19 protein-coding genes are annotated in these 19,207 nt (G+C 69.8%); 10 read left to right on the forward strand and 9 right to left on the reverse strand.

The annotated features are described in order from the left end of the window. Window positions 1-23: 23 nt before the first annotated feature. A complete protein-coding gene (locus GTH33_RS14770) occupies window positions 24-449 on the reverse strand; it encodes a hypothetical protein (protein WP_163959049.1) in 426 nt (141 codons plus the stop codon). 165 nt (window positions 450-614) lie between these two features. On the opposite strand from GTH33_RS14770, the gene GTH33_RS14775 reads away from it, so the two are divergent. From GTH33_RS14775 to lexA, 6 genes are read left to right on the forward strand one after another with little or no spacing between them, the layout of a single operon-like run. Then, window positions 615-1,199, forward strand: a complete 585-nt coding sequence (locus tag GTH33_RS14775; RefSeq protein WP_163959050.1) for an anthranilate synthase component II — start codon at window positions 615-617, stop codon at window positions 1,197-1,199. Further along, window positions 1,196-2,191: an anthranilate phosphoribosyltransferase gene (trpD, locus tag GTH33_RS14780; protein WP_163959051.1), complete on the forward strand. Its 996-nt coding sequence runs from the start codon at window positions 1,196-1,198 to the stop codon at window positions 2,189-2,191. Before GTH33_RS14775 ends, trpD begins: the two co-directional genes overlap by 4 nt. After that, complete coding sequence (gene trpC, locus GTH33_RS14785) at window positions 2,188-2,979, forward strand: indole-3-glycerol phosphate synthase TrpC (RefSeq protein ID WP_163959052.1); 792 nt, start codon at window positions 2,188-2,190, stop codon at window positions 2,977-2,979. The genes trpD and trpC overlap by 4 nt, the downstream gene beginning before the upstream one ends. Further along, window positions 2,976-3,443 (forward strand): cyclic pyranopterin monophosphate synthase MoaC, encoded by a 468-nt coding sequence (gene moaC, locus GTH33_RS14790; protein WP_163959053.1) that lies wholly within the window; start codon window positions 2,976-2,978, stop codon window positions 3,441-3,443. The genes trpC and moaC overlap by 4 nt, the downstream gene beginning before the upstream one ends. Continuing rightward, entirely contained in the window at window positions 3,440-4,621 is a 1,182-nt protein-coding gene (locus GTH33_RS14795) for a molybdopterin molybdotransferase MoeA (protein ID WP_163960099.1), read from the forward strand. The genes moaC and GTH33_RS14795 overlap by 4 nt, the downstream gene beginning before the upstream one ends. Window positions 4,622-4,679: 58 nt before the next feature. After that, window positions 4,680-5,363, forward strand: a complete 684-nt coding sequence (lexA, locus tag GTH33_RS14800; RefSeq protein ID WP_163959054.1) for a transcriptional repressor LexA — start codon at window positions 4,680-4,682, stop codon at window positions 5,361-5,363. On the opposite strand, the gene bla is transcribed toward lexA, so the two are convergent. Both bla and GTH33_RS14810 read right to left on the reverse strand, forming a co-directional pair. Further along, the gene (bla, locus tag GTH33_RS14805; RefSeq protein WP_163959055.1) at window positions 5,354-6,238 is read right to left on the reverse strand and encodes a subclass B3 metallo-beta-lactamase; all 885 of its coding nucleotides are present in this window, start codon (window positions 6,236-6,238) and stop codon (window positions 5,354-5,356) included. The two genes, lexA and bla, sit on opposite strands and share 10 nt — an antisense overlap. Window positions 6,239-6,967: 729 nt before the next feature. Then, window positions 6,968-9,142: a ComEC/Rec2 family competence protein gene (locus GTH33_RS14810; protein WP_208403968.1), complete on the reverse strand. Its 2,175-nt coding sequence runs from the start codon at window positions 9,140-9,142 to the stop codon at window positions 6,968-6,970. 65 nt (window positions 9,143-9,207) lie between these two features. On the opposite strand from GTH33_RS14810, the gene gltX reads away from it, so the two are divergent. The 3 genes from gltX to GTH33_RS14825 are packed head-to-tail and all read left to right on the forward strand — an operon-like array spanning window position 9,208 to window position 12,117. Further along, window positions 9,208-10,614, forward strand: a complete 1,407-nt coding sequence (gltX, locus tag GTH33_RS14815; RefSeq protein ID WP_163959056.1) for a glutamate--tRNA ligase — start codon at window positions 9,208-9,210, stop codon at window positions 10,612-10,614. A 16-nt stretch (window positions 10,615-10,630) separates the two neighbouring features. Next, the gene (locus tag GTH33_RS14820) at window positions 10,631-11,914 is read left to right on the forward strand and encodes a citrate synthase (protein WP_163959057.1); all 1,284 of its coding nucleotides are present in this window, start codon (window positions 10,631-10,633) and stop codon (window positions 11,912-11,914) included. Further along, on the forward strand, window positions 11,914-12,117 hold the full coding sequence (locus GTH33_RS14825) for a hypothetical protein (RefSeq protein ID WP_163959058.1): 204 nt from the start codon (window positions 11,914-11,916) through the stop codon (window positions 12,115-12,117). Before GTH33_RS14820 ends, GTH33_RS14825 begins: the two co-directional genes overlap by 1 nt. A gap of 73 nt (window positions 12,118-12,190) precedes the next feature. Here the strand turns inward: GTH33_RS14825 and GTH33_RS14830 are convergent, their stop codons facing one another. Genes GTH33_RS14830 through GTH33_RS14845 form a run of 4 tightly spaced genes read right to left on the reverse strand, consistent with a single transcriptional unit; the run spans window position 12,191 to window position 16,195 of the window. After that, window positions 12,191-13,534 (reverse strand): sensor histidine kinase, encoded by a 1,344-nt coding sequence (locus GTH33_RS14830; RefSeq protein WP_163959059.1) that lies wholly within the window; start codon window positions 13,532-13,534, stop codon window positions 12,191-12,193. Further along, a complete protein-coding gene (locus tag GTH33_RS14835; RefSeq protein ID WP_163959060.1) occupies window positions 13,531-14,631 on the reverse strand; it encodes a DUF2336 domain-containing protein in 1,101 nt (366 codons plus the stop codon). Before GTH33_RS14835 ends, GTH33_RS14830 begins: the two co-directional genes overlap by 4 nt. Window positions 14,632-14,666: 35 nt before the next feature. Continuing rightward, the gene (locus GTH33_RS14840) at window positions 14,667-15,848 is read right to left on the reverse strand and encodes a hypothetical protein (RefSeq protein WP_163959061.1); all 1,182 of its coding nucleotides are present in this window, start codon (window positions 15,846-15,848) and stop codon (window positions 14,667-14,669) included. A 41-nt stretch (window positions 15,849-15,889) separates the two neighbouring features. Continuing rightward, entirely contained in the window at window positions 15,890-16,195 is a 306-nt protein-coding gene (locus GTH33_RS14845; RefSeq protein WP_163959062.1) for an Hpt domain-containing protein, read from the reverse strand. Window positions 16,196-16,294: 99 nt separating this feature from the next. On the opposite strand from GTH33_RS14845, the gene GTH33_RS14850 reads away from it, so the two are divergent. After that, a complete protein-coding gene (locus GTH33_RS14850) occupies window positions 16,295-18,589 on the forward strand; it encodes a coiled-coil domain-containing protein (protein WP_163959063.1) in 2,295 nt (764 codons plus the stop codon). Window positions 18,590-18,643: 54 nt separating this feature from the next. Here GTH33_RS14850 and GTH33_RS18330 read toward each other — a convergent pair whose 3' ends face one another. Both GTH33_RS18330 and GTH33_RS14855 read right to left on the reverse strand, forming a co-directional pair. Continuing rightward, window positions 18,644-18,775 (reverse strand): hypothetical protein, encoded by a 132-nt coding sequence (locus GTH33_RS18330; protein WP_276508868.1) that lies wholly within the window; start codon window positions 18,773-18,775, stop codon window positions 18,644-18,646. Window positions 18,776-18,918: 143 nt separating this feature from the next. Next, a complete protein-coding gene (locus GTH33_RS14855; RefSeq protein WP_163959064.1) occupies window positions 18,919-19,203 on the reverse strand; it encodes a DUF1467 family protein in 285 nt (94 codons plus the stop codon). Window positions 19,204-19,207 lie beyond the last annotated feature (4 nt).

The following is a 19,207-nucleotide window of genomic DNA, read 5'->3' on the forward strand; positions in this document are numbered from 1 at the left end:
ATCCGGTCGTCATCCTATACGCCTTAGGGGACGGTCGATTCCGCATCGCGTTGCGCACGCCGCTCTGCTGCCCATTGCTTGTTGGTAGCGAGCGCACAGCCGCTCTGGCCGCCGCTGCCGACCGGGGAACAGGTGTCGGGCAACCCGCCGGCGACGCGGCTGACCTGATCGACGGTGGCGGCGCGGTTGCCCCATGCCTGATTCTGCGCCGGGATCGGGCCGCTGTCGCGGAACTGCTTCGGAATGCGATAGGGCTGGTCGAGCGTCGAACAGATGACGATCTCGGTATCGCTGCTCTGCGGACATTTCTGGCCGACCCCCAGCGTGACGCTGCGCACGCGCTGCGGCGGGGTGCCCGAGGCGGCACCGTCCGCGGCCGCCGGGGCGGTCTGCGCGCCGGCGAGCGCGGGCAGCGCGACCAGGGCGGCGAAAAGCAACGGACGGATCATGGCAGGCGTCTCCTTCAGGGGCATAACGTGCGGACGACACCGTTGCTCCCGGTGCGACGCAACACGGCATAGGCCGATCGACATTGCTACAGGATTGCCGTTGCGTGGCGATGTCGGCGGCGCAACAGGCGTTGCACCGCGGCGGCCATCGGCTATGGCGAGGCCATGATCCTGGTCGTCGACAATTACGACAGCTTTACCTGGAACCTCGTCCACTACCTGATGGAGTTGGGCAGCGAGGTAGAGGTGGTGCGCAACGATGCCATCTCGGCGGGGCAGGCGCTGTCGTCGGGGGCGCAGGCGTTCCTGATCTCGCCCGGTCCGTGCACCCCGACCGAAGCGGGGGTGAGCCTGGACCTGGTCGCCGCCGCCGCCGATGCCGGCCGGCCGCTGCTCGGCGTGTGCCTGGGGCATCAGGCGATCGGCCAGCATTTCGGCGGGCGGGTGGAACGCGGCGGGCTGATGCATGGCAAGACATCGCCCGTGATCCACGATGGCAGCGGGCTGTTCCGCGACTTGCCCTCGCCGTTCACCGCGACGCGCTATCACAGCCTGATCGTCAACGACGTGCCTGCGCCGCTGGTGGTCAACGCCCGCGCCGAGGACGGCAATGTCATGGGCTTTCGCCACGAAAGCCTGCCGATCCACGGCGTCCAGTTCCATCCCGAAAGCATCGCGACCGAACATGGCCATGCGATGCTGGCGAACTTCCTGCGCATCGCCGGCATCGCCGTGACGGAACGGGCGTGAGCGTCGCTACGCTGCTGCCCGATCCCGCGACGCCACTGTCGCGGGAGAGCGCGGCGCTGGCGTTCGCCGACATCCTCGATGCGCGCGTGTCCGAAGAAGCGATCGGCGCGTTCCTGATCGCGCTGTCCGATCGCGGCGAGACCAGCATCGAGATCGCCGAGGCGGCGCGCGCGCTGCGCGAGCGGATGATCCCGATCGCCACCCGCCCCGGCGCGATCGACGTCTGCGGGACGGGCGGCGATGGCCACCATACGCTCAACGTCTCGACCGCGGTGGCGTTGGTCGTCGCGGCATGCGGGGTGCCGGTCGCCAAGCACGGCAATCGCGCCGCCAGTTCGAAGGCGGGCGCGGCGGACACGCTGGAGGCGATCGGGCTCGACATGGACGTCGCCGGTGCGACGGCGGAAGGCAGCCTCGCCGACCTCGGCATCGCATTCCTGTTCGCGGCCAACCACCATCCGGTGATGGCGCGGATCACGCCGATCCGCCGCCGCATCGGCAAGCGCACGATCTTCAACCTGATGGGGCCGCTTGCCAATCCGGCGCGGGTCGGCCGACAATTGATCGGGATCGCCCGCCCCGATTACGCCGGGCTGTATGCGGAGGCGCTGGAGCAGCTGGGCACCGGACGTGCCGCGGTGATCTCCGGCGAGGAAGGGCTGGACGAGCTGTCGACCGCCGGCCCCAGCCTGGCGGTCAATGTCGGCAGCGCCGATCTGCCGCGCCGCATCCTGCCCGAGGATGCCGGCCTGCGCCGCCATCCGCTCGCCGCGATCCGGGGCGGCGACCCTGCGTACAATGCCGCCGCGCTGCGCCGCCTGCTCGACGGCGAGGCTGGCGCCTATCGCGACGCGGTGCTGCTCAACGCCGCCGCCGCGCTGGTCGTCGCCGGCCGGCATCCCGACCTCACAACCGGCGCGCGCGCCGCCGCCGCCGTGCTGGACGACGGTGCCGCGGCCGCCCTGCTCGACCGATGGATCGCCTACCGATGAACGTCCTGTCCCGTATCGTCGAAACCAAGCGGGCCGAGGTCGCCGCGCGCAAGGCGACGACCAGCCTCGCCGAACTCGACGCGCGCATCGCCGCGGTGACGAAGCCGCGGGGCTTTCGCGCGGCGCTGGATGCCAAGCCTGGCCACGCGTTGATCGCCGAGATCAAGAAGGCAAGCCCCTCCAAAGGGCTGATCCGCGCGGATTTCGATCCGCCCGCCCATGCCCGCGCCTATCAGGCGGGCGGTGCGGCCTGCCTGTCGGTGCTGACCGACGAGCAATGGTTCCAGGGCCATGACGACTATCTGATCGCGGCGCGGGCGGCGTGCGACCTGCCCGTGATCCGCAAGGATTTCATGGTCGACCCCTGGCAGGCGACCGAAAGCCGGTCGATCGGGGCGGATGCGATCCTCATCATCGTCGCCGCGCTGGACGACAATCAGATGGCCGAGATCGAGGCGTCGGCGATGGATTGCGGCATGGACGTGCTGGTCGAGGTGCATGACGCGCACGAACTGGAGCGCGCGCTGAAGCTCAAGTCGCGGCTGATCGGCGTCAACAACCGCGACCTGCGCGATTTCAGCGTCGATTTCGCCCGCACCTACGAACTGGTCGGCAAGGCGCCCAAGGGCTGCACCTTCGTCGCCGAGAGCGGGCTGGAGACGCGTGCCGACCTGGACGCGATGGCCGCGCATGGCGTCAGATGCTTCCTGATCGGCGAGGCGCTGATGCGGCAACCGGACGTCGAGGCGGCGACGCGGGCGCTGATCGGGCCCGCCCCCGCGGCATGAGCGGCCTCACCCACATCGATGCGGACGGCGCGGCGCACATGGTCGACGTCGGCGACAAGGCGGTGACGAGCCGCCGTGCCGTCGCCACCGGCCGCATCACGATCGCCGCCGATGCGCTGGCGGCAATCCGCGCAGGCAGCGCCAAGAAGGGCGACGTACTGGCCGTGGCGCGGATCGCGGGCATCATGGCGGCAAAGAGGACTGCCGACCTCATCCCGCTCTGCCACCCGCTGCCGCTGACCCGCGTCACGCTCGACCTGGTGCTGGACGATGCCGGCATCACCGCGACCGCACTGACCGCCACCGACGGCAAGACCGGGGTGGAGATGGAGGCGCTGACCGCGGTGTCGGTGGCGCTGCTGACGATCTACGACATGGCCAAGGCGATGGATCGCGGCATGACGATCGACGGTATCCGCCTGCTGGAAAAGGCCGGGGGTAAATCCGGCCACTGGCGCGCCTGATGCTGCTTCCGATCGCCGAGGCGCAGGCGCGCCTGTTCGCGCTGGCGACCCCGGTCGCAGTGGAGGACGTGCCGCTGGCCGAGGCGCACGGTCGCTGGGCCGGCGCCGACGTCCACGCCCGCCGCACGCAGCCGGCAAGCGACCTGTCGGCGATGGACGGCTATGCGATCCGCTTCGCCGACCTGCCCGGCCCATGGACACTGATCGGCGAAAGCGCTGCCGGGCGACCGTTCGCCGGCACGGTCGGCACGGGCGAGACGGTGCGGATCTTTACCGGCGCGGCGATGCCGGCCGGCGCCGATACCGTCATGATCCAGGAGGAGGTGGCGAGCGCCGGCAGCACGATCCGCCTGACCGGCGAGGGGCCGCCGACGCGCGGTCGCAACACGCGGCGGCGGGGGCTGGATTTCACCGCCGGCGACCGGCTGATCGCGCGCGGCGAGCGGCTGACGCCGGCGCGCATCGCGGTGGCGGCGACCGGCGGCATCGCCACTTTGCCCGTCGCCGGCCGGGTCCGCGTCGCGATCTGTGCCACCGGCGACGAGCTGGTCGAACCGGGCGGGCCGCACGACGCGGCGGCATTGCCCGAATCGAACCGGGCGATGCTGGCGGCGATGCTGGCCGACCTGCCGATCGAGCTGATCGACATGGGCATCCTGCCCGACGACCTCGACACGTTGCGCGACGCCTTCGCCGCGGTCCGTGCCGATCTGCTCGTCACCACCGGCGGTGCGTCGGTGGGCGACCACGACCTCGTCCGGCCGGCGCTGGAGGCCGCGGGCGGATCGATCGATTTCTGGCGGATTGCCCTGCGCCCTGGCAAGCCGATGATGGCAGGGCGGATCGGTTCGGCCAGCGTACTGGGCCTGCCCGGCAACCCCGTGTCGGCCTTCGTCACCGCGACCCTGTTCGTGCGGCCGCTGATCGCGCATCTGGCGGGCGCGCGCGATCCGTTCCCGCGCACCACGCACGTTATCCTGGGCGAGGACCTGCCCGCCAACGGGCCGCGCACCGACTATCTGCGGGCCGAACTGCGCGATGGCCGGGCCTATGCCTCGACCATTCAGGACAGTTCGATGCTGCTGACGCTGGCGCGGTCGCACTGCCTGATCGTACGGCCAATCGGCGCCCCGCCGGCCATGGCCGGCGACTCGGCGGAAATCCTCGTCATCGCTTGACGAGGTTAATTTCGTTCCCTAGAAGTTCCGCGTCTGTTCTGACGGGGAAGGACCGCATATGCTCACGCGGAAGCAGCACGAGCTCGTTTGTTTCATCAACGACCGGCTGGAAGAGACCGGCATCTCCCCCTCGTTCGAGGAGATGAAGGATGCGCTCGACCTGAAGTCGAAGAGCGGCGTGCACCGCCTCATCAGCGCGCTGGAGGAACGCCATTTCATCCGCCGCCTGCCCAACCGCGCCCGCGCACTGGAAGTGCTGCGCATGCCGGAACGGCCGGAGCGCAAGCCCGCGACGCCGGCGCCGGCGCCCGCACCGGCGAAAAGCGGCAACGTCCGCGCCGCGCCGCAGCCCGCCAACGACGTGGTCGAGATCCCGCTGCACGGGCGCATCGCGGCCGGCGTACCGATCGAGGCGTTCGAGGGCAGTTCGATGCTGGCGGTTCCGGCCGCGCTGCTCGGTTCCGGCGAGCATTACGCGCTGGAGGTATCGGGCGATTCGATGGTCGAGGCGGGTATCCTGGATGGCGACTATGCGCTGATCCGGCGTACCGAGGTGGCACGGGATGGCGAGATCGTGGTCGCGCTGATCGACGATGCCGAGGCGACGCTGAAATACTTCCGTCGCGAGGGGGCGATGATCCGGCTCGATCCGGCCAACCGCGCCTACGAACCGCAGCGCTACGTGCCCGCGCATGTCCGCGTGCAGGGCAAATTGTCGGGTATCCTGCGCCGTTACGATTGAGGCGAACGGCGCTGCGCTGCCAGCGCGTGTTCGAACGCGGCCCGGGCACTCGCGACCTGACGCGGCAATTCCGCGGGATCGACGAAGGCAAGCGCATTGCCCGCCCGCTGCGCGCGGCGCTTGCCCGCCAGATCGAACAGTTCGGCGTGATAGCTGAGGACGACGTCGGCCCGCATCGTCGCGAGCGTGCGGAAGGTGTTGCGGAACTGGGCGACCGCGACGGTATCGCGCGCCGGCCCGCCGCCATGCGGCCGGGTGACGAGGGGACGGCCGGCGACGCTCAGGCTCGACAGGAACAGCACGTCGATCGGCTTGCCCCCCTCGCTGGTGTGCAGGCTCCAGCTGGTGGCGCCGTTGGTGTGACCGGGGGTCAGATGCGCGACGAGCCGGGTCTTGCCGACGGTGATCGCCGCGCCGTCCCGGATCGTTCGCGCCGGCCGGACCGGCGGAAAGCCGCTGAGGTCGCTACGGCCGATGGTGCGACCGGCGATCAGATCGGCCGAATCGCCAAGGCTTGCGACGAGCGGCGCGCCGCTTGCCCGCCGTAGCGCCGCGAGGCCGCCGGCATGATCGACATGGCTGTGGTTGTTGAGCAGGAAGCGGATGTCGCGCAGCCGAAATCCGAGGCGGCGGATGTTGGCGACGATCAGCGGCGCGCTTTCCGGCAGCCCGCCGTCGATGACCACCAGCCCCTTGGGGTCGGCGATCAGGAACGACGACAGGCCGGCGGTGCCGACGTAATAGACGTTGCCCACGATCCGGAACGGCGCGGCCGGGGCATTCCATTGACGGCGCTGCGCCGCGTCCTGCGCGGCCGTCGGCGCGGCGGATGCGAGTAGGGCGAATGCGGCGGCAAGGGTGACGAGGCGGGTCATCGTGTCTTCCAGTAACCTCGAACGATCATGGCATTTCAGGGCGCGGATTGACACCGCCGATCCGGCGGGTGGGGTATCCTGCACCGTCGCGGCTTTCCGGGTGGGGCGGCGCTAAACGACGATATGCGCCGCAGAAGCGGGGTATCGGACTGGATCGCCGTAGCGCGGCGTTCGGATACGCGCGGCAGCGGCGGTATAGTCCAAACAACCCAGCGATGCAGGCAGCTGGCTCCCATACGCAACGACTCGGCGGGTGGAGTAGCCCGCGACGTTGCGACCCTTCCAGTGCTCCGGCGGTAATTAACGATATGCGCCGAATGAGCGTGGTACCGGCTTGATCGTTGTAGCGTGGCGTTCGAATGCGCGCGGCAGCGGCGGTATATTCCAAACAACCCGGCGACGCCGGCAGACGACGTCCGTAACGACGATGATCCGGCGGAGGGGCACCCGCGGCGTTGCGGCTTTCTGGCGGTCAATGACGATATGCACCTTGGAAACGGGGTATCGGACCGGATCGCCATCGCGCGGCGTTCGGATGCGGCCGGCATGGGCCCTGCATCCCTGCCGAACGGGCGACGCCGGCAGCCGGGGTTCGTGGCGGCGATGGCTCGCTATCGGCCAAACGGATGCCGCGCCTGACCATGCGTTCGTGCGATCGTGATGACGAACGCGAGCGTCCGATAGCGGGTCTGCCGGACACGGTGGCGGCAGATTCACGCCGCGCCACGTCTACCGGAGTGACGCTTTTACCCGATAGGGCTTGGCAGTACGCGGCGGCATCACGGTCGGCGGCGCGAGCCATGGGTGGCGATCGCCGGGCGTCCGAACGGTCCGGACCTCGCCGTTCGTCAGCGTGACCGATACGCCGCCGGTCCGGCGCAGGGCCATGCCGTCCAGCTTCAGCCAGCGCGGCGTGCAGCCCCGTGGCAGGCGGCGCTCGCTCACCACGATGTCGGCGGACCGGCACGCCGCGACCAGGGCGGTCCAGGCCACCGGATAGCCGCTGCGCGTCGCGAGCAGCCGCCAGTGTCGCCCGTCGGCGCGCAGGTCGGCGGCACAGGCATCCTTTGTGCATCGGGCGCCGGCCTGGTCCGCCAGCAACGCGGGTTCGCCATCGAGGCCGCCGTTCTCCGCCAGCATCGTGCGGGTATAGTCGCCGGCGCGATCGCGCAGCAGCGCCAGTTCGCCATCGATCCTGACGGCGAGGTGGCGGCCATCGCCGGTGACCAACAGGTCGGGCGCCGGGGCAAGCGCCGCCCCGCCCGCACCGATCGCGAGCGGCAGCCAGCCGAGCCGTCGCCACCGGGTGCGCCAAAGCGCGAGCCACAGGCCGCCCACCACCATCGCGGCGAATGCCGACGCCGGCATCGACGGCAGCGCCACCGACGAACCGGGCGCATCCGCGACCGTGTGCGCCAGTCCGAGCAGCAGGCGCAGCGCAAGATCGGTGAGCCACCAGAATGGGGCGGCCAAGCCCAGCGGGTCGAGCACCAGCGCGCACGCCTCCAGCGGCATGACCACGAAGGTGGTGAGCGGGATCGCCACGATGTTCGCCGCCGCGCCGTACACGCCGGCCTTGTGGAAATGATAGACCGCGATCGGCATCAGCGCCGCTTCCACCACCAGTCCGGTGAGCAGCAGCGAGCCGAGCCCGCGCAACAGGCGCATGCCACGCCCCTCCTCCCGCGGCGCGAACCAGCGGTCGATCGCGGGATGTTCGTGCAGCGCGACGATCGCGGCGATCGCGGCGAACGAGAGCTGGAAGCTCGCCCCCACCAGCGATTCGGGCCAGGCGAGCAGCACGACCGTCGCACCCGCCGCGACCAGCCGCAGCGTCATCGCCTCGCGCCCCATGACGAGCGCGGCGAGCACCAGCAGCGATGCGACGCACGACCGGATCGTCGGCACCTGGCTGCCGGTCAGCAGCGTATAGCCAATCGCGGCAAGCGCGCCGGCGACCGCGGCGACCAGCGGCAGGCGGATGCGAATGGCCAGCCATGGCCACAGCGCCAGCAGCCGCAGGACGAGCAGCATCGTCGCGGCGACCGCCGCGGTGATGTGGAGGCCGCTGACCGACAGCAGATGTGCGAGGCCGGCGCGGCGCATCGCATCCGAATCGGCCTCCAGGATCGCACCCTCGTCACCGGTCGCCAGCGCCGCGGCGATGCCGCCACGGCTCCCCTCGAGATGCGCGGTGATGTGCGCGGTCAATCGCGTGCGCAGGCCGCCGTGCGGCGGACCGGCGGCGATCACCCGCACCGGCGCGAAGCCGCGACCGGTCGCGCCGATGCCGGCGAACCAGGCGACGCGCGCGAAATCGTGCGCGCCGGGCACGGATGCCGCGGGTGGCGGCATCAGCCGGGCGCGCAGGGCGATGTGCGCCTGCTCGCCCAGCCCCGCGGGGACATCGGCCGTGGCCAGATTGACCCGGATGCGATGCGGCAGGTGCGATCCCGCATCCGGCAGCAGCGTCAGCCGGACCCGGTCGCGTGCGGCGAGCGGTTCGACCCGTTCGACGATCGCTGTGAAGGTGGCGACGACGGGTCGCGCCAGGACGGGCGCGGCCACCCGTTCCGCCCGCCACCAGACAAGGCCGATGCCGCAGGCGCAGGCGAGCGCACCGACAGTGAGCATGCGGGGCAACCGCCCGCCGCCCGCCCCCAGCGCCACGCCGCCCAACGCCACCGCGAGGCAGAGCAGTATCGCCGCCGCCCAGGCGCGGGGATCGGGCAGCAGGAACCATGCGGCGACGCCGCCGCCAAGCGCGACGGGCGCCCACAGCACGATCTGGTCGCGCTCCGCCTCCAGCCATGCTTCGATACCGTCACGCAACCGCCGCAGCGCCCGCGGCGTTTGAAGGCGCACCGCGCGCGTGCTAGGGGCCGCGACGGCTGGACTGGCCATGACATTTCGAACCTTGGGAGCACGCGCGGTTGGGCGCAACTACAGATATCGGCACCGATCGGGCTTTGGCCCCGGCGCCCACCGCCACCAGCGGCATCGTGACGCGTTTCGCGCCGTCGCCGACCGGCTATCTCCATCTGGGCGGGGCGCGGACCGCGCTGTTCAACTGGCTGTTCGCGCGCCATCATGGCGGCAAGTTCCTGCTGCGCATCGAGGACACCGATCGGGCGCGCTCTACGCAGCCGGCGATCGATGCGATCCTGTCGGGGCTGACGTGGCTCGGCATCGACTGGGACGGCGATGCGGTGTTCCAGTTCGCGCGCGCCGATCGTCATGCCGAGGTGGCGCACCAGATGGTGGCGTCGGGCCATGCCTATCGCTGCTACATGACTCAGGACGAGATCGCGGCGCAGCGCGCAGAGGCTCAGGCGGCAAAGAAACCGTTGCGCATCCGCAGCCCCTGGCGTGATGCCGACCCGGCGAGCGTGCCGGCCGACCAGCCGTTCGTCGTCAGGCTGAAGGCGCCGCGCGAGGGCGCGACGACGATCCAAGATCGCGTGCAGGGGTCGGTGACGGTCCAGAACGCCGAACTCGATGACCTCATCCTGCTGCGATCGGACGGAACGCCCACCTATATGCTCGCGGTGGTGGTCGACGATCACGACATGGGGGTGACGCACGTCATCCGCGGCGACGATCACCTCAACAACGCGTTCCGCCAGCTGCCGATCTATACCGCGAACGGCTGGCCGGAGCCGGTCTATGCGCATATCCCGCTGATCCACGGCACCGACGGCGCCAAGCTGTCGAAGCGGCACGGTGCGGTCGGCATCGAGGCCTATCGCGACGAACTCGGCATCCTGCCCGAAGCCTTCGACAATTACCTGCTGCGGCTCGGCTGGGGCCATGACGACGACGAGATCATCAGCCGGACGCAGGCGACCGAATGGTTCGATCTGGATGGTGTCGGCAAGAGCCCGTCGCGGTTCGACATCAAGAAACTGGAAAACCTCAACGGCCATTACATCCGCGCCGCCGACGACGCCCGCCTGGCGCAGTTGGTGGCGGCGATCGGCGGCTATCGCGACGAGGACCTGCTGACCCGGGCGATGCCGGTGTTGAAGGCGCGTGCCGCCAATCTGAACGAGCTGAGCGCGGGCGCGGCGTTCCTGTTCGCGGCGCGGCCGCTGGACATGGACCCGTCCGCTTTGGACCTGCTAAGTGGCGATGCAGCCCAGCTTCTCGCCACGTTGCACGCAAGCCTTGACGCGGTGCAGCAGTGGGATCAGGAGACGACCGAAGCAGCGGTACGGCAGGTCGCCGAAAGCCAGGGCGTCAAGCTCGGCCAGGTCGCCCAGCCGCTCCGCGCCGCTCTCACCGGGCGCAAGACGTCGCCCGGCATCTTCGACGTGCTCGCGCTTCTCGGCAAGGAGGAAAGCCTCGGCCGGATCGCGGACAAAATGGCAGTCTGACAGGAAGGACCACGACATGACCGAAGCCGCCAAAGTATCCCTGGACGGTAAGGATCTCGACTACCCGGTCATGTCCGGCTCGGTCGGTCCGGACGTCGTCGATATCCGCAAATTCTATGCGCAGACCGGCGCCTTCACCTACGATCCGGGCTTCACCTCGACGGCATCGTGCCAGTCGGCGCTGACCTATATCGACGGCGACGAAGGCGTGCTGCTGCATCGCGGCTATCCGATCGGTGAGCTGGCCGAGAATTCCAGCTTCATGGAAGTCGCCTATCTGTTGCTGAACGGCGAGCTGCCGTCGGCGGACGAACTGAGCGGGTTCAACACGACGATCACCCGCCACACGATGGTGCATGAGCAGCTGGCGGCGTTCTTCCGCGGCTTCCGCCGCGATGCGCACCCGATGGCGATCATGTGCGGCGTCGTCGGCGCGCTGTCGGCATTCTATCACGATTCCACCGACATCCACGATCCGGTGCAGCGGACCATCGCCAGCCACCGCCTGATCGCCAAGATCCCGACGATCGCGGCGATGGCGTACAAGTACAGCGTCGGCCAGCCGTTCCTGTACCCGGACAATTCGCTGTCCTATACCGGCAATTTCCTGCGCATGACCTTCGGCGTGCCGGCCGAGCCCTATGAGGTGAACCCGGCGGTGGCGAAGGCGATGGATCGCATCTTCATCCTGCATGCCGACCACGAACAGAACGCCTCGACCTCGACCGTGCGTCTCGCCGGGTCGTCGGGCGCCAATCCGTTCGCCTGCATCGCGGCCGGCATCGCCTGCCTCTGGGGTCCCGCGCATGGCGGCGCGAACGAAGCCGCGCTGAACATGCTGCGCGAGATCGGCACGCCCGAGCGTATCCCCGAGTTCATCGCGCGCGCAAAGGACAAGAACGATCCGTTCCGCCTGATGGGCTTTGGCCATCGCGTGTACAAGAACTACGATCCCCGTGCGACCGTCATGCAGAAGACGGTGCGCGAGGTGTTCGATGCGCTGAAGGTCAACGATCCGCTGTTCGACACCGCACTGCGGCTGGAAGAGCTGGCGCTGAGCGACGATTACTTCATCGAGAAGAAGCTGTTCCCGAACGTCGATTTCTATTCCGGCGTCATCCTGTCGGCGATCGGCTTCCCGACCGAGATGTTCACCGTGCTGTTCGCGCTCGCCCGCACCGTCGGCTGGGTCGCGCAGTGGAACGAGATGATCACCGATCCCGACCAGAAGATCGGCCGTCCGCGCCAGCTGTACACCGGCCCGACGCAGCGGTCGTATGTCCCGGTAGGACAGCGCTGATGCGCCGCGCCCGGCCGGTCCTGCTGTCCATCGGCGTCCTGATGGCGCTGATGGGGATGCTGTGGATCGGCCAGGGCCTCGGCTACGTCCATTGGCCGCAGTCGAGCTTCATGCTTGATCAGCGGCCGTGGGCGGATCGCGGCGCCGCGCTGGCGGTTGCCGGTCTGTTGTTGGTACTGGTCGCGCGGCGGATGCGCCGCTGATCCCACGGGCGGGGCGGCGATGCGCCCCCTGCCCCGGAATCGTCTCCTGCCATCGTGCCCTACCATCGGGCCCCTAGGTGGGGAGGGTCAGCGTGAACCGTGCGCCATCGCCGGGCGCGCTTTCCACCGTCAGGTCGCCGCCCATCGCCCGCGCCAGTCGCCGGGCGATATAGAGGCCCAGGCCGTTGCCGCCCGCCTCCGAAGGATCGACCCGTTCGAACTTTTCGAAGATGCGAGCCTGATCCTCGGGCGCGATGCCCTTGCCCTGATCGGCGACGATCGCCTCCGCCTTGTCGCCCAGGCGTGCCGCCGTGACGGTCACCACGCCGCCCTCCGGCGAATAGCGGACGGCATTGCCGATCAGGTTGACCATGATCTGCAACGCCCGGCGGAAATCGCCCGACGCGGCGATGCGCAGGTCCGGCAGCGGACGTGCGATCGCGACACCGGCGTTACCGGCCCGGACGGCCAGCAAACCGGCAGAGCGTCGCGCGACATCGGCGAGGTCGATCGGTTCGACCGTCAGCGTGAAGTCCGCTCGCTCGACCGCCTGCAGATCGACGAGGTCATCGACCAGATCCAGCAGATGCCGCCCGGCGTTGGCGATATCCGATGCATAGGCGACATAATCCTGCTGCACCGGGCCCTCCGCCTCGGCATGGATGGTATCGGCATGGGCGATGATGCGGGCGAGCGGCGCCCGCAGCGCCTTGTCCAGCCCGTCGGTGAATTCGGCCGAAATCGCCGGCACCGCTGGCACGGACGGCACGTCCGCAGCGCGGGCGACGCCGGTCAGGCCGGCGAATTCGCCGCTGGCATCCTGCTTGACCTGCGCGGTCAGCAGCATCGGCGCATCGCCGGGGCGGAGCTTCGCCCGCTGTTCGCGCAAGTCCTTGCGCCGTGCCACCGCCTCCAGGATCGGCAAGGCGCCATCGCCCACCGCATCCAGCGCGAACAAGGCGGTCAGCGGCTGCCCGAGCAGCGAGAAGGCGTCGATGCCGAGCCGCCGTGCCGGGTCGATCGAGACGAAGGTCAGCCGCAGGGCACCATCGGTCTCCCACGACAGGTCGCCATCCTCGACCAGGCGAGACGACGGAGCCGCGACGACGAAGCGCGGACGCACCTCGCGCCAGCCGCTGACCGCCATGCGCAAGCCGTCCCCCTCCGGCTGGACACGGACCCACAGATCGAGATCGGTATCCAGGTCGGCGACGGTGACGCCGCGCGCGACGAGGATGCCCAGCCGCCGCGCTAGTCGGGCGACGGTGGCGAGTTGCGGCACCGCCAGCGTCGCGCCGATCGCGCCGCCGGCGTTGTCGTTGAGCGCCATCAGCGCGGGATCGGCCGCGATCAGAAGACCATCGCCATCCAGCGTGGCGTGGCTGACCGGAACGTCGGGAATGCCGTCGGCCCTCATCGTGCTGCCTCCCGGGCCAGTGCGTCGATCGCGAGGCGCAGATCGTGGTGCAGCGTCAGCGGTGCCAGCGCCGATTGCGCAGCGTCCCGCGGAATGGCGACGATCGCGTCGAGTTCGTCGGCGAAGCTTTCGATGTCGCGGCGCGCGTCGGCATCGGCAAGCGCCAGCGCGATCCGCGCGATCGTCGGCCGATCGAGATCGGCGGCTCGCAGCGCCAGCCACAGCCGGTCGCCCTCCGGCTCCAGCACGATCGCGCGGGCGCCGGTGAAGTCGAGGTCGACGGCACGGCCGAGGACCGCGATGAACAGCAACAGGCGCTGGTCGCCCAGTGCATCGACCAGCAGTTCGCCCAGTTCATCGGTGCGCGCATCGATCGCAGCGGCGAGCCGCATCGCGATCGCCTCCGGCCGCTGCCCTTCGTCATGCGCGGCGAGGCTGCGCTGCGCCGCCTCGACGATCGCACGGTCGAGCGCGGCATCCTCACCCGCTGCGGCGACCTGGCTTTCGCGAATCGAGGCGGCCACCCACCAGACCAATTGGTGATGCAGTTCGGCGGGCAGGACGCTCGCCGGTATACCGCCCTGCTCGGCGGCGGTGCGGCGACGCGTTTCGGCGGACAGCAGCGCACGTGCGGCGGCGGCGACCACGCCATCGTCGACCTCCGCCAGGCGGACCAGCAGGCTGACCTGTTCGCGAGGGGTTGCAGCGGGCGGCAGCGCTGCGCCGATGCGGTCGCACCGGACCTGCGCGATCAGTTCGTCCATCAATTGCCGATCGCGGAGCAGGCCGGCACGCGCCAGCCGTCGCACGACGTCCTCATGCCCGCGCAGCAGTCGTTCGGCCTGCGGATCGGCACCGCGCGCCGACAGCACCCGGCCGCCGTGACGGCGAATCTCGGTTTCGATCCCCTGCACCACGGCCGCGAGCACCCGCCCCAGATCGATCCGGGTCCGTTCGTCGAGGCGGCTGTCGTCGGCCAGATAGAAATCGGCGATCGCCCCGGTCAGTCGCGCATCCGCCAGCCCGCCGAGACGGCGTGCAGCAGCGATGCGTGTGCCGAGCGTTCCCCGCTCCGCCTGATCCGGTCCGACCGACATGGTCTGACGACTATCCCCTCATCATTAAAACAGCGCTAAGCCTGACGCCGCAATCGTTCGATCGCGGCGGCCAACGTCGCGGCGGCATAGGTCGCAGCGAGGCCCAGGCCGGCGACCGGGGCGGCGAAGACCGCACCGAGCCACGTCAGCCCCAGATAGGCCGGCGCACTGCCCCACCACAAGTGACGCGGCCGCGAGCCAAGCGCACGCTCGCCGAGCACCGCCAGCAGCACGAGGCCGATGGCGAGCGTCTCTGCTGCGCGATCACCGCCATATTGCGTCGCGCCGAAGCCGTAGAGGATGACGGCCAATGCGGGCAGCAGCTGCGCCGCGAGGTCCAGCGCACGCTGGCTGGCCGATTCGTCGCGCAGATCGGCGAGGTTCGCGGCCAGCGACAGGCCGAGCGATGCGAGCAACGTCAGGAGCAGGCCCGCCACCGGCTGATCGAACAGCGTCAACGCCAGGCCGAGCAGGCCGGTGGTGCCGGCACCCGCCGCCACCGCGACCACCGGAACGGTCCGCGGTACCAGCAACGGAATGAGGGCGCGTGCCAGGGGCGCGGTGACGAAGCGTTCGAACCACCCGTTGCGGCCCGAGATCATCGCGGCCATCACCGTCCGGCCGCGCGCCTCCAGCGCCGCGCCGGCATGGCCGACGCCATGGCCGCCGCGCACCGCCTCCTGCGGGAGCAGGACGTGCACCGCCCGCGCCTGCGATGCCAGGCGGACCAGTGTCGATTGCACGTCATAGTCGCGCGGCATGGCGGCAAGTTCGCCGAGCCGGCGCGGATCGAGCCGCGCGACGCCGGCCCAGACCATGCCGCCGCCGACGCGTTCGTAGCCGCCGGCGGACTGGTCCTCCGGCATCACCAACAGCGCATCGCCGCCCTCGCGGGCCAGCACCGCCAGCGTATCGTCGGTGGTCGTAAGCCCGTCCGCCAGCATCAGGACGCGCGCGAGTGGGTGCAGCTTCGCCGTCGCTTCCGCCGCGGTGCGCACCGTGTCGACGGCGATGCCGCGCTTGTCGATGCGATTGATCGCCCCGAGCAGTTCGGGCGTCAGCCGCGACACGAGAATAACGACCTGCGACGCGCCGGCAGCGACCAGCAGCCGCGCCTGATATTCGATCAACGTCACGCCGCCGAACGGCAATGTCGCGGTGAGCATGGCGGGCCGGTCGTCGGCATCGTGCGTGGCGAAGAGAAGGCCGGCGAGCATCCCGCCGCTGTTAGGCGGTGATGCGTCCGATGCCTAGGTCATTACGCAGCTTCGCTGCCCAGCCTCGCGATCGAACGGCGCAGCTTGGCCAGCGTGGCGCTGTCGTGGGGCAGGTCCGACGCCTGGGCCGCCAGCACCATCAGGCGGACCGCGCCGAAGCTGGCGGCAAGCCCCTTCATCCGGGCCGCAGCCTCGCGCCATGCATCGCGGCTTTCCGCCGCCTCCATCGCCGCCAGGGCGCGCTGCGCGCTTTCGACGAACGCCAGCCGCAATTCTGCGATCAACGCCGGTTCGTCACCCACTGCCGCGGCCAGCGCCGCGTCGATCGCGCCCGGATCATAAGCCATGACGAGGCTGTAGCGCGACGGTGCTTAACCAAGCGTTGCGGTTTTGCTTTATGGTGCGGCCGAAGACGGTTACGTTCGCCGGCGAAGAACGGGGGTTCCATGATCATCGACATGCGGGCGGAAGCCGCCGCAACCAGCGACGTCCACGGCTATGGCGAGCGGGATCACCTGACCGGCCCCATGATCGGCGCAGACGACGGCACCGACGTGTGGACCGAGGCGGTCGAGCTGGAACCACGGCCGGCCAGCGCCTGGATCGGGCCGGTCGTGGCAATGCTCGTCTGTGCGCTGTGGCTATGCGGGATGGCGTGGATCGCCCGCGACCAGATCCCCCTGCTCGCCCCCGTGGCGCTGGTGCAGTTCATCGCGGCGCTGGCCGTCGTTCCGGCGCTGGTCGGCATCGTCTATCTGCTGGCGATGCGCACCAGCCGGCGTGAGGCGCGCCGGTTCCGTGGGACCGCCCAGGCGATGCGGGCCGAGGCGGCGCACCTAGAGCGGACGGTGGCGGTGCTGTCGCGATCGCTGGACGCCAACCGGCGCGAGCTGGCCAGCCAGATCGGCACGCTGATGACGATCGGCGACGGCGCGAACGAGCGGCTGGCGGCGGTGGGGCGCGGGCTGGCGCAGGAAATCGGCCAGGCGGACGCCCATGCCGATGCGCTGTCGCGGGCGGCGACGGATGCGCAGGGCAGCCTGAACGTCCTGCTCGCCTCGCTACCGCGGGCGCAGGCGGAGGTGGCGGACGTCCAGCGCCTGCTGGAAGATACCGGCCTGTCGGCGAGCGGCCATGCCGCGGCGCTGGAGGCGCAGCTCGCCGCGCTGGCCGAACGCGGGCGCGATGCCGATCTGGTCGCCGGCGGCGCTGCTCAGAAACTGGCGGCGCACATTGCCCGCATGGAGGCGACCAGCGAAACGGCGGGCGCGCGGCTGGAAGCGGTGACGGCCGAGATGTCGACCGCCGTCGACGGGTTGCTCGGCCGGACCGCGGATGCGGTGGACGAGGCGCGCAAGGGGATCGCCGCGCAGGGCGATGCGATGCTGGCGATGCTGCGCGCCAACCAGGCCGCACTCGACAGCGCCGCCCATGACAGTGCCGATGCGCTGGCCGAACGGATCACGGCGGTGGAGGACGTGATCGACCGTGTCACCACCCGGCTGGAAGGGCAGCGGGCGGCAAGCGAATCGCTGCTCGCCGGGCTCGACAGCGGCATCGGCCGGGTCGAGACGCGGCTGGACACGCTGCATACGCAAGGCGTCGAACGGTCTCAGTTGCTCGCCGCGTCGATCAGCGCGCTCGGCGGCTCCGCCGATGCGATGACCGAGGCATTGCGGACGGGCGATGCGATGGCGACGCGGACGATCGGCACCACCGAATCGCTGCTGATCGCGCTCGATGCCGCCGCACGCGAGATCGACGAGACCCTGCCCGACGCGCTGACCCGGCTAGACGCCAAGATCGCCGGCAGCAAGCAGGTGGTCGTCGCCGCCAAGCCCGAATTGCTGGCGCTGGTGACCGCGGCGGAAAGCACGCACGACGCGATCGAGGCGATTGCGGGCGTCATATCGGAACAGCGGCGCACGCTGGATCACCTGTCCGGCACGCTGTTGCAGACGCTGACCGAGGGTCGCGCCAAGGCCGATGCCCTGGGCATAATGGTCGACGAGACGATCGAGCGCACGCACCGTTTCGCCGAAGAGGCGGCGCCGCAGCTGGTCGATGCGCTGCTGCGCGTCCGCGATACCGCGGCGGTGGCGGCCGACAAGGCACGCGAGACACTGGCGACGGTGATCCCGCAGGCCGCCAGCCAGTTGGAAGAGGCGAGCGCCGAAGCGATGCGGCGCGCGACGACCGACACCGTCGAACGGCAGGTGCGCGCGATCGCCGATGCGACGGGTCACGCCGTCGACGCCGCGACCCGCGCGACCGAGCGATTGTCGCTGCGGGTCCAGCAGATCGTCGATCAGACCGCGATCGTCGAAACGCGGATCGAGGATGCCCGCACCGAGCGCGACGAGGCGGAGCGCGACACCTTCGCCCGCCGCGCATCGCTGCTGATCGAATCGCTGCACAGCGCGTCGATCGATATCACCAAGGCGTTCGCGCCCGACGTGTCGGACAGCGCTTGGGCCGCCTATCTGAAGGGGGATCGCGGCGTATTCACCCGGCGCGCGGTGCGCGTGCTGGAACCGGGCGATGCGCGCGACATCGCGCGGCTGTATGACGACGACGGCCCCTTCCGCGAGGCGGTCAATCGCTACATCCACGATTTCGAAAGCATGTTGCGCACGATCCTGGCGCAGCGCGACGGATCGCCGCTCAGCGTCACGCTGCTGTCGTCGGACATGGGCAAATTGTACGTCGCCCTCGCACAGGCGATCGAACGTCTGCGCTGAGGCGGGGTCGATCTGCGGCGAGGCAGGGCCGATACGACGAACCGGCCGGGGTGCTCAGTTCAGCGTCGGCCGGTCGAGGCAAACCCGATTGCCGGCCAGGTCGTCGATCGCCATCGCGATACGGACGGCGACGTGCGACAGGCCCTCATGGTCCATCAGGCGCAATGCGCGGGTCAGCAGATTCATGTTTCATGGCAGACGGGGTTCATGACGGCACGCCCTGGACGGAGGGGAATTTCGACCGCGATCGCTCGACGGTCGGCTCCCGTACCGCTGGACACCGATCGTCAAGCTGGCGGCGGCGTGACAATCCTGTCATCCACGCCCGTTCAACCGCGGTTGTAGACCGCCTCGCGATCGAACAGGTCGAGCATCTTGGGGGTTACCCAGCCGAATTCGTAGTTGGCGACGAACAGTGCGAACAGCGCCGTCGCCACGATGGTCACGCGTAGTGCCAGCCGGCCGAGGCGGAATTCATGCGGTGCGCTTTCCGCCTGGCCGGCGATATAATCCCCGCCCGCTTCGCGCGTGGTGCGGACGCCCCACGGCAGCACCAGGAAGACCGAAAACGCCCAGAAGAGGACGTAGATCGCCAGCATCGACGTCCACTTCATCGCC

The sequence above is a fragment of the Sphingomonas insulae genome (assembly GCF_010450875.1).
Classification (GTDB): Bacteria; Pseudomonadota; Alphaproteobacteria; order Sphingomonadales; family Sphingomonadaceae; genus Sphingomonas; species Sphingomonas insulae.

Coding starts and splice junctions, on each gene's coding strand:
- GTH33_RS14855 (WP_163959064.1), bottom strand. CDS start 19,203: ATGAAGTGGACGTCGATGCTGGCGATCTACGTCCTCTTCTGGGCGTTT.
- moaC (WP_163959053.1), top strand. CDS start 2,976: ATGAGCGGCCTCACCCACATCGATGCGGACGGCGCGGCGCACATGGTC.
- GTH33_RS14775 (WP_163959050.1), top strand. CDS start 615: ATGATCCTGGTCGTCGACAATTACGACAGCTTTACCTGGAACCTCGTC.
- GTH33_RS14835 (WP_163959060.1), bottom strand. CDS start 14,631: ATGTCGGTCGGACCGGATCAGGCGGAGCGGGGAACGCTCGGCACACGC.
- lexA (WP_163959054.1), top strand. CDS start 4,680: ATGCTCACGCGGAAGCAGCACGAGCTCGTTTGTTTCATCAACGACCGG.
- trpC (WP_163959052.1), top strand. CDS start 2,188: ATGAACGTCCTGTCCCGTATCGTCGAAACCAAGCGGGCCGAGGTCGCC.
- GTH33_RS14820 (WP_163959057.1), top strand. CDS start 10,631: ATGACCGAAGCCGCCAAAGTATCCCTGGACGGTAAGGATCTCGACTAC.
- bla (WP_163959055.1), bottom strand. CDS start 6,238: ATGACCCGCCTCGTCACCCTTGCCGCCGCATTCGCCCTACTCGCATCC.
- GTH33_RS18330 (WP_276508868.1), bottom strand. CDS start 18,775: ATGAATCTGCTGACCCGCGCATTGCGCCTGATGGACCATGAGGGCCTG.
- GTH33_RS14770 (WP_163959049.1), bottom strand. CDS start 449: ATGATCCGTCCGTTGCTTTTCGCCGCCCTGGTCGCGCTGCCCGCGCTC.
- GTH33_RS14840 (WP_163959061.1), bottom strand. CDS start 15,848: ATGCTCGCCGGCCTTCTCTTCGCCACGCACGATGCCGACGACCGGCCC.
- GTH33_RS14845 (WP_163959062.1), bottom strand. CDS start 16,195: ATGGCTTATGATCCGGGCGCGATCGACGCGGCGCTGGCCGCGGCAGTG.
- GTH33_RS14830 (WP_163959059.1), bottom strand. CDS start 13,534: ATGAGGGCCGACGGCATTCCCGACGTTCCGGTCAGCCACGCCACGCTG.
- GTH33_RS14850 (WP_163959063.1), top strand. CDS start 16,295: ATGATCATCGACATGCGGGCGGAAGCCGCCGCAACCAGCGACGTCCAC.
- GTH33_RS14810 (WP_208403968.1), bottom strand. CDS start 9,142: ATGGCCAGTCCAGCCGTCGCGGCCCCTAGCACGCGCGCGGTGCGCCTT.
- GTH33_RS14825 (WP_163959058.1), top strand. CDS start 11,914: ATGCGCCGCGCCCGGCCGGTCCTGCTGTCCATCGGCGTCCTGATGGCG.